Raw genomic sequence first — 14,612 nt, forward strand, 5'->3', positions numbered from 1 at the left:
TGGCGTAGACCGCTGCCTTTTCCATCTCGCGCGTGATGGTGGTGGCGCCCACGTCCAGCGCGCCGCGGAAGATGTACGGGAAGCACAGCACGTTGTTGACCTGGTTCGGGTAGTCCGAGCGGCCCGTCGCCATGACCACGTCGTCGCGCACGCCGTGCGCCACTTCCGGCAGGATTTCCGGCGTGGGGTTGGCCAGCGCCAGGATCAGCGGGCGCGGACCCATCTTGGCCACCATCTCGGGCTTGAGCACGCCGCCGGCCGACAGGCCCAGGAACACGTCCGCGCCCTCGATGACTTCGGCCAGCTTGCGGGCGTCGGTCTTTTGCGCGAAGCGCGCCTTGTCAGGGTCCATCAGGGTGGTGCGGCCTTCGTACACCACGCCCTCGATGTCGGTGACCCAGATGTTCTCCAGCGGCAGGCCCAGGTCCACCATCAGGTCCAGGCAGGCCAGCGCGGCCGCGCCGGCGCCGGAGGTCACCACCTTGACCTTGTCGATGTCCTTGCCCACCACTTTCAGGCCGTTGATGAAGGCCGCCGACACACAGATCGCGGTGCCGTGCTGGTCGTCATGGAAGACGGGGATCTTCATGCGCTCGCGCAGCTTGCGCTCGACCGTGAAGCATTCCGGCGCCTTGATGTCTTCGAGGTTGATGCCGCCGAAGGTGGCTTCCAGGCCGGCGATGATCTCGACCAGCTTGTCCGGATCGGTTTCGTTGATCTCGATGTCGAATACGTCCAGGCCGGCGAACTTCTTGAACAGCACCGCCTTGCCTTCCATCACCGGCTTGGAGGCCAGCGCGCCGATGTTGCCCAGGCCCAGCACCGCGGTGCCGTTGGTGATCACCCCCACCAGGTTGCCGCGCGCGGTGTAGCGGAACACGTTGGCCGGGTCCGCCACGATTTCCTCACAGGCCGCCGCCACGCCGGGCGAGTACGCCAGGGCCAGATCGCGTTGGTTGGTGAGCTGCTTGGTCGGGGTGACCGAGATTTTGCCGGGACGGCCGTGCTCGTGGTATTCAAGGGCGGCTTTGCGGAGGTTGGCATCCATAGGGGCGGCTACTGGCTAGAGTGAGGACGGAAAGGGGGCAATTCTATTCCGATGGCGGACCGGGCGAAACGTTCCCCTGCGGCACTGGCGGCGCCCGCCGCCGGCCTGGCCACGGGCGCCGCCCATCTTACCTCCGGCTTACAAATTGTCGCCATCGGTGCGGGCCGCCAATTCGGGAAAACGCCCATAGGGATCGAACAGGTCCTTGATCCGCGCCTGCAACGCCAGCACCTCGCCGGCGGCGGCGGCCGGCGGCTCCGCGGCACCCGGGCGCGCTTGCGGACCGGCCTGCTCCGCCGGCGGAGCCGCCGGGGCGGCCAGCGTCACCGCCTGCACCCACCCCAGCGTGCCCCCATGCCCCAGCAGCAGATGCGCCAGGTTCACGCTTGCCGGCGCGCGAGGGATCAATGCGTCCAGCCGGTAGCGCGCGCGCCAGGCGGCGGCCGAACGGCAGGCGCGGGCCAGCTCGCCGCCGGCCAATTGGAACAGCGCCGGCACCAGCCGCTGCACGGTGGCCGACCGCAACGGTTGCACATCGTCCGCGCCAAACGGCCCGAGCGTCTCCTCCACGCCATCGGCCAGCAGCAGATCGACCGCCAGCACGCCCGAATCGGCGCAGCCTCCCGCCGGCCAGGCGGCGGGCGCGGCCAGCCATTGCGCCAGCGTCATGGCGGCGGGCAACCCCGCGAACTGGGGCAGGCCCGCCTGGGCCAAGGCCGCCAGCGGCACGCCCGGCTGGACGCGCCAGCGCGGAGCCGGCCCCGCCAGCCGCGCCATCCCGGCCAGGCGGCCGGGATCGACCCGCAGCAACGGCCCGGCAACCGGCGCGAAGGGCCCCTGCGCCTCATCCAGCGCCAGCACCACGCCGTATTCGGCGCACAGAGCGCGGGCCTGCGCCACATCGGCATCGCCCTGCGGCACCAGCAAGGCGCGCGGGCCCAGCCCCGGCGCCTCGCCGAGATCGCGCGCCGCGCCCTGGCACATCAGCGCCAACCGCTGCAGGAAAGTCGCCCAGGGTGTCCGCACGGGCCGCCGGCCCAGGAGAAAAGCGCGACGAGATGGCTGCATGACTACAATTCCCTATTCCGCTTCAAGTAGCCTTCGAGATTCCGATGCCCCGCCTTGCCGCCCGCACCCACGATTTCCTGACCTTCCAGGTGGTTGAACTGTTCAAGCAGGCGCAAGCGCTGCAGGCGGCGGGCAAGGACATCATCAGCCTGGGCATCGGCGAACCGGACTTTACCGCGCCGCCCCAGGTCGTGGAAGCGCTGCAGCGCGCGGCCCAGGCTGGCCAGAGCGGTTACAGCGCGCCCGCCGGCCTGATGCCGCTGCGCGAGGCCATTGCACGGTTCTACCATGAGCAGTTCGGCGCCGCGATCGATCCCCGGCGCGTCATCGTCACGGCCGGCGCCTCGGGCGCCCTGACCCTGGCCTGCGCCGCCCTGGTCGATCCCGGCGCCGAAGTGCTGATGCCGGACCCGTCATATCCCGCCAACAGCAACTTCGTGCTGGCCGCCGGCGGCCAGCCGCGCCTGATCCCCAGCACGGCCGCCAAGCGCTTCCAGTTGTCGGCGCAGGACGTGGCCCAACACTGGACCGACGCCACCCGGGGCGTGCTGGTGGCCTCGCCCAGCAATCCCACCGGCACCTCCATCGACCATGGCGAACTGTCCCGACTGCTGGCCGAGGTGCGCGCCCGCCAAGGCTTCGCCATCGTCGACGAAATCTACCTGGGCCTGTCCTACGAAGGCCAGCCGCGTTCGGCGCTGACGCTGGACGATGACATCATCGTCATCAACAGCTTCTCGAAGTATTTCCACATGACCGGCTGGCGCCTGGGCTGGATGATCGTGCCCGAGGCCATGGTGGCGCCGGTCGAGAAGATCGCCGGCAGCCTGGCCATCTGCGCCCCCACGCTGGCGCAGCATGCCGCCCTGGCCTGCTTCACCCCCGATGCCCTGCGCACCTTCGAGCACCGCCGCGAAGCCTTCAAGCAGCGCCGCGACTACCTGCTGCCCGAGTTCGAGCGGCTGGGCCTGAAGGTGCCGGTCAAGCCCGACGGCGCCTTCTACATCTACGCCGACATCAGCGACCTGGCCAGCGACAGCGCCGACTTCTCGCAACGCCTGCTGCTGCAAGCCGGCATCGCCGCCGTGCCCGGCCTGGATTTCGGCCCCGCCCATGGCCACCACACCATGCGCTTTTCCTACGCCACCGGGCTGGACCGCCTGGAAGAAGCCGTGGCCCGCCTGGGCAAGCTGCTGGGCCGCTGACGCGCGGCCACGCCGCCCTGGTGGGGCCACGCACCGGGCCCCGCCACGGACTGCCGGGCTTGCGCCCGGCCGCCTGTGGTTATGCCGCCGGACGGCCTTGCGCCGCCCTACCCCCGCCTGGCGAAGAATTAACGTCCAGATCATCGTTGCCGTGCATACTCCCCGGCGCCACGCATTCCCGCGTTGAGCGCCGCTGTGAAGCCGCAGCCATGGCCGGGCCGTCGTCCCGGCCATGGCCCGGACACAATAGCCGAGCCTATGGCGGCGCGGCATTTGCCTAGCCCGCCCACCTATATTCCCTGGAGTCTTTCCCGCGACCCGACCGAGGCCGGGTTGCGGGCAGCCGCGCGGCCGGACCGCGCCCATTCAGGAGTCAATGCATGATCAAGCGGATCGCGACGAGGGTCCGCCGCCCGCGGCATGGCGCGCTGGCGGTGGCGGGATGGCTCGCCGCCTGTCTGCTGCCCGTGGCGGCCCACGCGCTGGGCCCGGGATGCCAACTCGACCCGACGCGGGCCGGCAACTACACACAGGACATGGGGGCGCAAGCGGCGCCCGGCCAATTCGCGCCAACGCTCCTGACGTTGGACAAGTCCAATCCGCCAGGCACGGTCGTCTACGATGCCCCTTTGCCGCCCGTACCTTGGGTGTGCATCAGCGGCAGCACGAGTATGGCGCCTTTCCTGGTGTCTGGGGGCAACATGGCCCCGGTACTGAACGAGTTGCGCAAGGTCGGCCTGAAACTCGTCATCCAGATCAATGGTTACCCGGCCTGGGAACCCACGGGCAGCACCACCGATGACCGATTCCGCTTGAGCGCCGAGCAATACGCCCCCAAGTCCGCGACCGACCCCACGCTCACGGCGACAGGGGTGCTGCTCGGCAAGTTGCAACTGGTCACCGTGACGCCTCCGACCAAGCCTGTCAGGGCCTTCTTCCCCGCGTACAGCGACCTGGTCAGGATGCATTACGCATTCATCAATACAAATCACATCGCGATCGGCTCCAGCAACGCAACGGCCATAAGCCTGGTCCCGACTTGCATCGCGAAAATCTCGACGCCCGGTTCGGTCTACCTGGGCAGGGCCTACAGCCTGGGCAATCTGCCGCTGCCGCCACCGACGCCATTCTCCATCGTCGCGGATTTCGACGAAGCCTGCGATGGCGGCTTCCACATCGCCGACCTGGACAACATGGTGGTTCCGCTGCAGATCAAGTTCCAGCCCGAAGGCAGCCCGGTGCTGACGCCCAACGGCCAGAACATCGAGTTGAAAAACACCGATGGCACGCCGAACGGGCTTGCACTGCAAGTCAAGGAAAACGGCGCCATTCCGATCGCCTTCAATGAATGGCGCCCGACCGAGTCACTGACTACCACGCTGCGTCCCAGGAGCCTGTACTACTCGGCGGAACTGATGAAGACCGGCGCGGCAGTGGTGCCGGGGACGTTCAGCCAGCAAATCACGATACTCGTGACCTTCCGCTGATCCCCGGTTCCGCGTACGGGCCTGCAGGATCAATCGCGCGCCAGCGCGATCCCCGACGCCAAGGCCAGGCGGCGGCGCTCGGCCTGCACCTTGGCGCCATAGCCGTTGTCGTCCGGCCCGGTCGAGCCGACATAGCAGGCCAGGCCGCCATCGACCGACCCGCGCCGGTTGATGCAATCCCTCAGGATCGTCGCGCCGACCATGATGTTGGCGGTCGGGTCCAGCGGATTCTTGCCCACGGCATCGAATTTATCCTGGTGCACGCTCGTCATCACTTGCATCAGGCCCTGCGCGCCCACGTGGCTTTCGGCCAGGGGGTTGTAGCGCGACTCGATGGCGATCACCGCCAGCAACAGCAGCGGGTCCAGTTTCTTTTCGCGGCCCACCCGGTACACGGTGTTCAGGAGCGGGCCGGTGGCGTCATAGGCCACCTTGTATTTGCGCGAGATGTAGTTGCGCAAGGCTTCGGCCTGCGCGCCGGTGGCGGCCGCGGGTTTCTGGGCCGCGGCGGGCGCGCTGCGGGCAGGCCCGAGCATGCCGGTCGCATTGCTGGAGGGCGCGGTGGGTACGGCCATGGCAATCGCCGACGACGTGTCGGCGCCGAATTCGGTCCCGGTCTCGGCATCGACACCGGCCTGCATGGATGAAGGCGCGAGGGCGGTCAACAAGGCTTTGTGCACTTGCAATGCCTGGTCGCGCAAACCAGGCAGTGCGAATCCCATGCTTACCGTCACGATCACCGCGATGCCCAGGTAGACGGAGCAGATGCGCAGCGATTCGGCAAGATATTGGTGCACTCCTTGGGCCATGTTCCTGAACAGGCTGGCCACTGACGCATCGGGCATGGAAACCTCCTGCGTTAAAAAAGAGGGAGTCAATGTTAACCTCTCTTTCTCCCCAAAATGTAACCAAATCGCCGGGATCTGTAGTGAAATACCGCGACCTCAGAGACTTCCTCGCCCAACTCGAACGCATGGGCGAGCTCAAACGCATCGCCGCGCCGGTCTCGACGCGCCTGGAAATGACCGAGATTTCCGACCGCGTGCTGCGCGCCGAGGGCCCCGCCCTGCTGTTCGAACATGCCCAGCACGACGGCAAGCCGGCCGAGATGCCGGTGCTGGCCAACCTGTTCGGCACGCCCTCGCGGGTGGCGCGCGGCATGGGCGCCGACGACGTCAGCGCGCTGCGCGACATCGGCGAACTGCTGGCCTCGCTGCGCGAGCCCGAGGCGCCCAAGGGTCTGCGCGACGCGCTGGCCAAGGTGTCGATGCTGAAGTCGGCACTGTGGGATATGAGCCCCAAGAACGTCAAGAGCCCGGCCTGCCAGGAGATCGTCTGGGAAGGCAAGGACGTGGACCTGACGCGCCTGCCGATCCAGACCTGCTGGCCCGGCGACGTGGCGCCGCTGTTGACCTGGGGCCTGGTGATCACGCGCGGCCCCAACGCCCGCCGCCAGAACCTGGGCATCTACCGCCAGCAACTGCTGGGCCCGAACAAGCTCATCATGCGCTGGCTGTCGCACCGCGGCGGCGCGCTCGATTTCCGCGACCACGCGCTGGCGCATCCGGGCACGCCCTTCCCCATCGCCGTGGCGCTGGGCGCCGATCCGGCCACCACGCTGGGCGCGGTCACCCCGGTGCCGGACAGCCTGTCCGAATACCAGTTCGCCGGCCTGCTGCGCGGCTCGCGCACCGAGGTGGCACAGGCGCTGGGCAGCAACCTGTCGGTGCCGGCCTGGGCCGAGATCGTGCTGGAAGGCCACCTGCTACCGTCGTCCGATCCGCGCGCCATCGCTCCCGTGGTGCCGGACGGCGTCAACCCGCCGCCCAACCGCGACTACGAGATGGCGCTGGAAGGCCCCTACGGCGACCACACGGGTTACTACAACGAGCAGGACTGGTTCCCGGTGTTCACGGTCGAGCGCATCACCATGCGCCGCAACCCCCTCTATCACTCGACCTACACCGGCAAGCCGCCCGACGAGCCCGCCGTGCTGGGCGTGGCCCTGAATGAGGTGTTCGTGCCGCTGCTACGGCGCCAGTTGCCCGAAATCGTCGACTTCTACCTGCCGCCCGAGGGCTGCAGCTACCGCCTGGCGGTGGTGTCGATCCGCAAGCAGTACGCCGGCCACGCCAAGCGCGTCATGTTCGGGCTGTGGAGCATCCTGCGCCAGTTCATGTACACCAAGTTCATCGTGGTGGTCGACGAGGACATCAATCCGCGCGACTGGAAGGAAGTGGTGTGGGCCATGACCACCCGCATGGATCCGGTGCGCGACACGCTACTGGTCGAGAACACGCCCATCGATTACCTGGACTTCGCCTCGCCAGTGTCCGGCCTGGGCGGCAAGATGGGCCTGGACGCCACCAACAAATGGCCGGGCGAAACCCAGCGCGAATGGGGCACGCCCATCACCATGGATGCGGACGTCAAGAAGCGGGTCGATGACATGTGGGGGCAACTGGGCCTTTGAGCTGGCCCGATGGGCGGACAGCCGCCCCGGCCGCATGGCGCGTCCCATGAAAAAACCCCGCCGGTCGGTTCAGCCCGGCGGGGTTTTCTTTTGGACCGGCCAGAAGGGCGGCATCAACGCGCGTCGTCGCGGCCATCGCTCGAATCGCGCCAGAGCTTGAACAACTGCCAGCCGACCAGCGCACCGCCGGCGATCTTGAGCAGCTTGGACTTGCCGCCGCCCCGCATGAACAGGGCCGACAGCGACGAGCTGATGATGGGATAGCGCCGCGCCAGGCCGATGGCCTGCATGGCCCAGCGCGAGGCGCCGCCCGATGCCACCCCGGGCAGGAAACTTTTGAACAGCGCCGCCGGCTCGAGCTTGCGCCCGGCCGACACGATGCCCTGCGCCAGCGATTCACGCTCGATCGCGGCGCGGGCGCGCAGCAGTTCGATGCGCACGGCGCGGTCGACGGCGGGAGACCTTTTCGTCATGGTCAGTCCTCCTGGCGCCGCTGCGCGCGGTCATCGTCCTGCGCCTCGCGCACCCGTTCGAGCAATTCGGCGTCACGGCCCAATTCTTCAAGGGTGGCGGCGAACGGCGGCGGCCCGTAGACCAGGCCGTGGCGCACCGCCAGCAGCAGCGCAACGCCCACCACCAGGTAGAAAGCCGCCAACAGGCCCAGCGCCAGGTAGCGATCTTCGGTAGGCCAGAAGGCCACCGCGACCGTGATGGTGAACACCAGCACCGCCAGCGTCAGGAACAGCAAGGCGGCGAATGCCATGCCCAGCAGCTTGAGCAGGCGCGATTTCTCTCCCGCCGCTTCCAGCGCCAGCAGTTCCAGGCGCGTGCGCATCAGCCCGACCAGGCTGGACGCCACGCCAAAGACAGATTTTCGTAGACCCATGGACAAAAGGACACCGGGCGGGAGAGCCGGCCCAAGGCCGGCGCCGCCCGCCCGGTGTCCAGCCTGGTCAGCGGCGGCTGATCAGCAAGCCGAGCAGCAGGCCGGTCACGCCCGCGATGCCGATGGCTTGCCAGGGATTGTCATGCACATAGTCGTCGGTGGCTCGCGCCGCCTTGCGACCGCGTTCGAGCACCGCGTCCTGCGCCTCGTACAGGGCTTCGCGGGTGCGCTTGAGCGAGGTCATGGCGCGTTCGCGCAATTCGGTGGCCTTGTCGCCGGTGCTGCTGGCCGCTTCGCGCAGCAGGTTTTCCGCATCGTTCAGGCTGGTCTTGACACTGTCGATGAGTTTTTCTTTTGCGACGTCTTCGGATTTTCTCGTTGCCATGTTTTGAGCTCCTGTTTGTGTCTATGACGAAATCATCATACCAGCCGCTTCGCGAGGGTCCAGGCCGGCTTGCTACCGTGTGCTACTTGATTTGCGTAATCTCAACGGCGGACTTGACGCCGCCCTGATCGATGTCCTGCTTCATCACCAGATTGAGCGCCGGGCAGTACCAGTCGGTCACGGTGGTGTTCATGCCGGGAATCGGAATGGTCAAGCCTTGAAAGGTGGCCATGGTGGGCTCGGAATTGCGCGTATAGGTGATGGGATGGCAGGACTGCCGGCCCAACGCGGTATTAAGGGCAGTGGCGCGGCCGACGGTCTTGTCGCCGATGCGGATCGTGGTGCTGGGCTGGCCGCCGACCGGCGCTTCCTTGCCGATTTTCAGACGGAACGAATTACCCGGCAACTTCTGGCCTGCGCTCAGCTTGCCGTCGTAGGCGAACAGCCCCAGCATGCGCAGGTCGAACTGGCCCTCGGCGGGCCGGGGCGCTTCGCCGGCGGTGGCGTACTTGAGGAACGTGGCCTGGCCGCCCTTGACTGTCATCAGGTAATCGAGCCGGGATTTGCCGGGCGGCAGGCCCGCGTAGCTGAAGCGGGCCACCCCCTGCACGCGGGCGCGGCAGTTGTCGCCATTGCTTTTTGTAACCTCGGCGAAGGTCAGGTCGGCGCCCAGCGCGATGTTGCCCGAACCGGTGAGCTGGACCGCTCCGCCGTCGTGCATGAACTGGGCGTCGCAGACGCCGGCCCGCGCCACGCCGGCAGCGCCCAACGCGCTCGCCATAATCACCAGGGATGCCAATTTTCGCAACGCCACAAGCCACTCCAGAAATCCAGAACACGCCTCGCGCCATTAGCGCGGGACTGGCTTGATACTACACCGGTTGGCAACGCTGGCGCATGACCGAACGTGTCTGGCCGGCGGCCATCCGCCCTCCCCCCGCGGCTGCGGCATGCGGCCGGCTGGCGGGCGGGCGGGCGGGCGGCGGTGGCGTAGCCCCTGGGGCTGGGCGCTAGGCCGCGGCGCGCGACGTGCCGGCGCCCCGCGTCTCGTCCGCGGGCGCCGCCGCAACCGCCAGCGCCACCGGCTGAACGCGCTCGGGGTTGCCGTGGCGCCGGTGCAGGAAATCGACCACCGCCGCGCGGCACGACAGATAGACCGGATCATTGGCCAGGCGCACCCGATCGCGCGGCCGCGCCAGCGGCACCGGCAGGATCTCGCCGACGGTGGCGGCCGGGCCGTTGGTCAGCATGACGATGCGGTCGGACAGCAACACCGCCTCGTCCACGTCGTGCGTGACCATGATGGTGGTGGTGCGGGTCTTGGCGACGATCTTGAGCAGTTCGTCCTGCAGATGGGCGCGGGTCAGCGCGTCGAGCGCGCCGAACGGCTCGTCCATCAGCAGCACGCCCGGCTCGATCGCCAGCGCGCGGGCGATGCCGACGCGCTGCTTCATGCCGCCGGATATCTCACGCGGCAGTTTGTTCTGCGCGGGCAGCAGGCCCACCAGATCGAGCGCGGCGCGGGTGCGTTCGGCCAGTTGGGCGCGCTTTTCCGACCCGCCGAAGACGCGTTCCACCGCCAGGTGGACGTTCTGGAAGCAGGTCAGCCAGGGCAGCAGCGAGTGGTTCTGGAACACCACCGCGCGGTCCGGACCGGGGCCGGTGATTTCGCGCTCGGCGCACAGCAGCACGCCGCTGGTCGGCCGGGTCAGGCCGGCGATCAGGTTCAACAGGGTGGACTTGCCGCAGCCGGAATGGCCGATCAGGGTGATGAACTCACCCTGCGCCACCGTCAGGTCGATGTCGCGCAGGGCAACGAAAGCGCCTTTACGGGTAGCGAAGGTCTGGCCCACGCGTTCGATGCGTACGAATTTCTTCATGGCGCTACTCCTCGGTGTAGGTGAAGCGGCGGGCCAGCGCGACCAGCAGCGTCTCCAGGATCAGGCCGACGATGCCGATCACGAAAATGGCGATGACGATGTGCTCGACCTTCAGGTTGTTCCACTCGTCCCACAGCCAGAAGCCGATGCCGGTGCCGCCGGTCAGCATCTCGGCCGCGACGATCACCAGCCAGGCGGTGCCGATCGACAGCCGCACGCCGGTCAGCATGTAGGGCAGCACGGCCGGCAGCAGCACCTTGGTAGTGACCTTCCATTCCGACAGATTGAGCACGCGCGCCACGTTCAGGTAGTCCTGCGGCACGCGCGACACACCCACCGCCGTGTTGATGATCATGGGCCAGATGGAACAGATGAAGATCGCCCAGATCGCGGCCGGGTTGGCGGCCTTGAACAACAGCAGCCCCAGCGGCAGCCAGGCCAGCGGCGACACCGGCCGCAGCAGGCTGACGATGGGCGAAAACATCGCCCGCACCGGCGCATAGCGGCCGATGGCGAAACCCGCGGGGATGCCCACCAGCGCCGCCAATCCAAAGCCGATGCCGACGCGCTGCAGCGAGGCCAGCAGGTTCCAGCCGATGCCCTTGTCGTTGGGGCCGTTGTCGTAGAACGGATCCGCGAACAGTTCCAGCGCCGCGCGCCAGGTCACGCCCGGCGTGGGGATCTCGGGGATGCGCATGGCCACCACCTGCCACATCAGCACGAACAGCGCGAATCCGGCCACCGGGCCGGCCACGGCGCGCAGCGCCGCTTCCAGCCGCTCGCGCCAGGCCTCGCGCCATGGCGGGGCGGACATGGCCGGCTGCGGCGCGGCAGGAACCGTGGCGGGCGCGGCCCGCTCCATGCTCGTTGCGGTAGACATTGCGTGTTTCTCCTTTGCATCGCGGCGCTCAGGCCTTGACCTTGAAAGCGTCGGCATAGGCCGCGGGGTTGCTGCCATCCCAGGCCACGCCATCGATCAGCGTGGCGCTGCGCATCTCGCTGGCCGGCACGGCGATGCCCGCGGCCTGCGCGGCCTGTTTGTAGAGGTCGATACGGTTGACCTGGCGCGCCGTGGCCAGGTAGTCGGGGTGTTCCTTGAGCAGGCCCCAGCGCTTGTGCTGGGTCAGGAACCACATGCCGTCGCTGAGGTACGGGAAATTGGCCGCGCCATCCCCCGAGAAACGCATCGCGTGCGCGTCGTTCCAACGCTTGCCCAGGCCGTCCTCGTACTGCCCCAGCATGCGGTCGATGATGGCGCTGGCGCTGGTGTTGACGTATGACTTGGCGGCGATGGTCTCGGCGGTCTTGCGGCGGTTCTCGGGCGACGCGTCGATCCACTTGCCCGCCTCCAGGATGGCGGCGGTGACGGCGCGCGCCGTGTTGGGGTTGCGCGCGACGAAATCGGCGCTGGTACCCAATACCTTTTCGGGATGGTCGGGCCAGACCGCCTGCGTGGTCACGGCGGTGAAGCCGATCTTGTCGATGATGGCGCGCGCGCCCCAGGGCTCGCCGACGCAGTAGCCGTCCATGTTGCCGACGCGCATGTTCGCCACCATTTGCGGCGGCGGCACGGTAATGACCTTGGCATCCCGCATCGGGTCGATGCCGTACGCGGCCAGCCAGTAGTACAGCCACATCGCGTGGGTGCCGGTGGGAAAGGTCTGGGCGAAGGTGTATTCGCGCTTGTCGGCGGCCATCAGCCGGGCGAGCGATTCGCCATCGCGGGCGCCCGCCTGCAACAGCTTGTTCGACAGAGTGATGGCCTGGCCGTTCTGGCTAAGGTTCATCAGCACCGCCATATCCTTGCGGGGCCCGCCGATGCCCAGTTGCACGCCGTAGATAAGGCCGTACAGCACGTGCGCCATCGCCAGTTCACCGTTCAGGAGCTTGTCGCGCACCGCCGCCCACGAGGCCTCCTTGGACGGCGTGATGGTCACGCCGTGCTTCTTGTCGATGCCCAGCACCGAGGCCATCACCACCGAGGCGCAGTCGGTCAGCGGGATGAAGCCGATTCTCACCTCGGTCTGCTCGGGCGCATCGCTGCCGGCTGCCCAGGCGCCGGCGCGCACCAATGGGTCGACCAGCGACAGCAGGCCAGCGCCGGCCACGGCGCGGGCCGTGCCGGCGAGCCAGCGGCGGCGCCCGGGATCGGCGCCCGGTTGCGCGCCGGGGTCGGTGGAAGGATGGGATTTCACGAGCGTCATACGGGGGCTCCTGGCAAAAAAAAACGTCCCGCACGCCTCGCGGGCACCCCCGTCGGCGTTGCGGAACGTCGTTGTTCCCTGCCGCGAATCGCGGCGCTTGGCATGGGCCGCCGCACGCGGCCCGCCCACCAGCAATTAAGCAATTGCCATGCCAAGTCCTCGCCATGCGCCCCTCTGGCGCCCGCAAACCCGCGCCAACGCTGGCTGCGCGCGCGCCACCGAAAAATCCGCGCAACGCCGCGCGGTGGCGGACAGCGGCGGCGGCGATCCATCTTGGTGCGCATTCCCATGCGGTATCGCACCAAGCCTGTGCGGTCGATGGCATCAGGATGCCGGCCGCGCGGGCGGCCCGCTGGGGCGCGCCGCCACGGGCATGGAATTTGCATGGAGCAAGGCGGGGCCCGCGCCCCGGCGCCGGCCCCGCCAAATAAGTTATGGCTATATGGATTCAAGAAATGAGAAGTTGTGGGGATGAGACCCCATCCCTATGATCGTTTGACCTTCTGCCGGGTGCGCCCGAGGCTGCTTGATGAAGCTATTCCCGATTTTTGCCGATCTGAAAGACCGGTCCGTGCTGGTCGTGGGCGGTGGCGCGGTGGCCGAGCGCAAGACGCTCGCGCTGCTGCAGACCCACGCCGCCGTGACTGTCGGCGCGCCCGAGCTGACGACGGCCCTGGCCGCCCTGGCGGCCGAGGGCCGCATCCGTCACCTGCCCGGCCGCTTCGATCCGGCCTGGCTCGACGGCGCCTGGCTGGTGGTAGCCGCCACCGACGACCGCGACGTCAACGCCAGCGTGTCCGAGGCCGCCGCGACCCGCCGCCTGTTCTGCAATGTGGTGGATGATCCCGCGCTGTCTTCGTTCCAGGTGCCGTCCATCGTCGACCGCTCGCCGGTGATCGTGGCCATTTCATCGTCGGGCGTGGCGCCGGTTTTGGCGCGGCGCCTGCGCGAACGCATCGAATCGCTGTTCGACCACAGCCTGGGCCACCTGGCCGCCCTGGCCGAACGCTACCGCGCCCGCATCCGTGCCAGCCATCCCGACCTGGGCGCGCGGCGCCGCTTCTACGATTGGCTGTTGGACGGTCCGGTGGCCGGCCTGCTGCGCCAGCAGCGGCCCGAGGCCGCGGCGGCCGCGCTCGACTCGGCGCTGGCCCGGCCGCTGGCGCCGGCCGAAGGCAGCGTGGTGCTGGTGGGCGCCGGCCCCGGCGATCCCGGCCTGCTGACCTTGAAGGCGCTGCGGGCGCTGAACGAAGCCGACGTGATCCTGTACGACAGGCTGGTCAGCGACGAAGTCATGTCGCTGGCGCGCCGCGACGCCGAGCGCATCGCGGTGGGCAAGCTGCCCGGCGAGGATCACCACGCCACCCAGGCGCGCATCCACGCCCTGTTGGTCGAGCACGCCCGCGCCGGCCGCCGCGTAGTGCGCTTGAAGGGCGGCGATGCCTTCATCTTCGGCCGTGGCGGCGAGGAACTGGAACACCTGCGCGCGCACGGCGTGCGCTATGAAGTCGTGCCCGGCATCACCGCCGCGCTGGCCTGCGCCGCCTACGCCGGCATTCCGCTGACCCACCGGGAGCACGCCCAGTCGGTGCGCCTGGTGACAGCGCACTGCCGCGAAGACGAAGACAATCTGGATTGGCCGGCGCTGGCGCGCGAGCGGCAGACGCTGGCGTTCTACATGGGCGTGGGCCAACTGGAACGGCTGACGCAGCGCTTGACCCAGCATGGCCGCGCGCCGGACACCCCGTTCGCGCTGGTAGAGAACGGCAGCCGCCCCGGCCAGCGGGTGCTGTCGGGCCCGCTGCGCGACCTGCCGCAACTGGCACGGTCCCATGCCATCCGCTCGCCCGCCCTGCTGATCGTGGGCGAAGTGGCCGGGCTGGCGCAATCCCTGCATTGGTTCGGCGAACACCTGCAAGGGGCGCCGCAGCGACTGGCGGCGTAACGGCCGGTCGCGTCCCGGGCCACATCGCCCC

At 68.4% G+C, this 14,612-nt stretch carries 14 protein-coding genes; 4 read left to right on the forward strand and 10 right to left on the reverse strand.

Going from position 1 to position 14,612, the window contains the following annotated elements:
• Both AC6LKG_RS09335 and AC6LKG_RS09340 read right to left on the reverse strand, forming a co-directional pair.
• Positions 1-1,048, reverse strand: a 1,048-nt coding sequence (locus AC6LKG_RS09335; RefSeq protein ID WP_498164055.1) for a malic enzyme-like NAD(P)-binding protein, incomplete at its 3' end; no start/stop codon positions are given.
• 138 nt (positions 1,049-1,186) lie between these two features.
• On the reverse strand, positions 1,187-2,116 hold the full coding sequence (locus AC6LKG_RS09340) for an FAD-binding protein (RefSeq protein ID WP_498164056.1): 930 nt from the start codon (positions 2,114-2,116) through the stop codon (positions 1,187-1,189).
• Positions 2,117-2,160: 44 nt separating this feature from the next.
• Here AC6LKG_RS09340 and AC6LKG_RS09345 point away from each other — a divergent pair, with 44 nt between their 5' ends.
• Both AC6LKG_RS09345 and AC6LKG_RS09350 read left to right on the forward strand, forming a co-directional pair.
• The gene (locus AC6LKG_RS09345) at positions 2,161-3,321 is read left to right on the forward strand and encodes a pyridoxal phosphate-dependent aminotransferase (RefSeq protein WP_498164057.1); all 1,161 of its coding nucleotides are present in this window, start codon (positions 2,161-2,163) and stop codon (positions 3,319-3,321) included.
• Between the two features lie 380 nt (positions 3,322-3,701).
• A complete protein-coding gene (locus AC6LKG_RS09350; protein ID WP_498164058.1) occupies positions 3,702-4,808 on the forward strand; it encodes a hypothetical protein in 1,107 nt (368 codons plus the stop codon).
• Positions 4,809-4,837: 29 nt separating this feature from the next.
• Here the strand turns inward: AC6LKG_RS09350 and AC6LKG_RS09355 are convergent, their stop codons facing one another.
• A complete protein-coding gene (locus tag AC6LKG_RS09355) occupies positions 4,838-5,653 on the reverse strand; it encodes a lytic transglycosylase domain-containing protein (protein WP_498164059.1) in 816 nt (271 codons plus the stop codon).
• Between the two features lie 83 nt (positions 5,654-5,736).
• Here AC6LKG_RS09355 and ubiD point away from each other — a divergent pair, with 83 nt between their 5' ends.
• Positions 5,737-7,281 carry a 4-hydroxy-3-polyprenylbenzoate decarboxylase gene (ubiD, locus tag AC6LKG_RS09360; RefSeq protein ID WP_498164060.1) on the forward strand — a complete coding sequence of 515 codons (1,545 nt, stop codon included), beginning with the start codon at positions 5,737-5,739 and terminating at the stop codon, positions 7,279-7,281.
• 113 nt (positions 7,282-7,394) lie between these two features.
• Here ubiD and AC6LKG_RS09365 read toward each other — a convergent pair whose 3' ends face one another.
• From AC6LKG_RS09365 to AC6LKG_RS09395, 7 genes are all read right to left on the reverse strand, one after another.
• A complete protein-coding gene (locus AC6LKG_RS09365) occupies positions 7,395-7,754 on the reverse strand; it encodes a hypothetical protein (RefSeq protein ID WP_498164061.1) in 360 nt (119 codons plus the stop codon).
• A gap of 2 nt (positions 7,755-7,756) precedes the next feature.
• Positions 7,757-8,167 carry a phage holin family protein gene (locus tag AC6LKG_RS09370; protein WP_498164062.1) on the reverse strand — a complete coding sequence of 137 codons (411 nt, stop codon included), beginning with the start codon at positions 8,165-8,167 and terminating at the stop codon, positions 7,757-7,759.
• 67 nt (positions 8,168-8,234) lie between these two features.
• Positions 8,235-8,552, reverse strand: coding sequence for an ElaB/YgaM/YqjD family protein (locus AC6LKG_RS09375; RefSeq protein WP_498164063.1), 318 nt, complete (start codon positions 8,550-8,552; stop codon positions 8,235-8,237).
• Positions 8,553-8,634: 82 nt separating this feature from the next.
• Positions 8,635-9,333, reverse strand: coding sequence for a hypothetical protein (locus AC6LKG_RS09380; protein WP_498164138.1), 699 nt, complete (start codon positions 9,331-9,333; stop codon positions 8,635-8,637).
• A gap of 229 nt (positions 9,334-9,562) precedes the next feature.
• Positions 9,563-10,432, reverse strand: coding sequence for an ABC transporter ATP-binding protein (locus AC6LKG_RS09385; RefSeq protein ID WP_498164064.1), 870 nt, complete (start codon positions 10,430-10,432; stop codon positions 9,563-9,565).
• A gap of 4 nt (positions 10,433-10,436) precedes the next feature.
• On the reverse strand, positions 10,437-11,312 hold the full coding sequence (gene ntrB, locus AC6LKG_RS09390; RefSeq protein WP_498164065.1) for a nitrate ABC transporter permease: 876 nt from the start codon (positions 11,310-11,312) through the stop codon (positions 10,437-10,439).
• A 28-nt stretch (positions 11,313-11,340) separates the two neighbouring features.
• A complete protein-coding gene (locus AC6LKG_RS09395) occupies positions 11,341-12,636 on the reverse strand; it encodes a CmpA/NrtA family ABC transporter substrate-binding protein (RefSeq protein WP_498164066.1) in 1,296 nt (431 codons plus the stop codon).
• Positions 12,637-13,165: 529 nt separating this feature from the next.
• Here AC6LKG_RS09395 and cysG point away from each other — a divergent pair.
• Complete coding sequence (cysG, locus tag AC6LKG_RS09400; RefSeq protein WP_498164067.1) at positions 13,166-14,581, forward strand: siroheme synthase CysG; 1,416 nt, start codon at positions 13,166-13,168, stop codon at positions 14,579-14,581.
• The last annotated feature ends 31 nt before the right edge of the window (positions 14,582-14,612 follow it).

It is taken from the genome of Achromobacter sp. 46006, assembly GCF_059761975.1.

Excerpts from the sequence above, each read along its gene's own strand:
- cysG (WP_498164067.1), top strand. The coding sequence starts at position 13,166 with ATGAAGCTATTCCCGATTTTTGCCGATCTGAAAGACCGGTCCGTGCTG.
- AC6LKG_RS09340 (WP_498164056.1), bottom strand. The coding sequence starts at position 2,116 with ATGCAGCCATCTCGTCGCGCTTTTCTCCTGGGCCGGCGGCCCGTGCGG.
- AC6LKG_RS09380 (WP_498164138.1), bottom strand. The coding sequence starts at position 9,333 with ATGGCGAGCGCGTTGGGCGCTGCCGGCGTGGCGCGGGCCGGCGTCTGC.
- AC6LKG_RS09395 (WP_498164066.1), bottom strand. The coding sequence starts at position 12,636 with ATGACGCTCGTGAAATCCCATCCTTCCACCGACCCCGGCGCGCAACCG.
- AC6LKG_RS09385 (WP_498164064.1), bottom strand. The coding sequence starts at position 10,432 with ATGAAGAAATTCGTACGCATCGAACGCGTGGGCCAGACCTTCGCTACC.
- AC6LKG_RS09355 (WP_498164059.1), bottom strand. The coding sequence starts at position 5,653 with ATGCCCGATGCGTCAGTGGCCAGCCTGTTCAGGAACATGGCCCAAGGA.
- AC6LKG_RS09350 (WP_498164058.1), top strand. The coding sequence starts at position 3,702 with ATGATCAAGCGGATCGCGACGAGGGTCCGCCGCCCGCGGCATGGCGCG.
- AC6LKG_RS09345 (WP_498164057.1), top strand. The coding sequence starts at position 2,161 with ATGCCCCGCCTTGCCGCCCGCACCCACGATTTCCTGACCTTCCAGGTG.
- AC6LKG_RS09370 (WP_498164062.1), bottom strand. The coding sequence starts at position 8,167 with ATGGGTCTACGAAAATCTGTCTTTGGCGTGGCGTCCAGCCTGGTCGGG.
- ntrB (WP_498164065.1), bottom strand. The coding sequence starts at position 11,312 with ATGTCTACCGCAACGAGCATGGAGCGGGCCGCGCCCGCCACGGTTCCT.
- AC6LKG_RS09375 (WP_498164063.1), bottom strand. The coding sequence starts at position 8,552 with ATGGCAACGAGAAAATCCGAAGACGTCGCAAAAGAAAAACTCATCGAC.
- AC6LKG_RS09365 (WP_498164061.1), bottom strand. The coding sequence starts at position 7,754 with ATGACGAAAAGGTCTCCCGCCGTCGACCGCGCCGTGCGCATCGAACTG.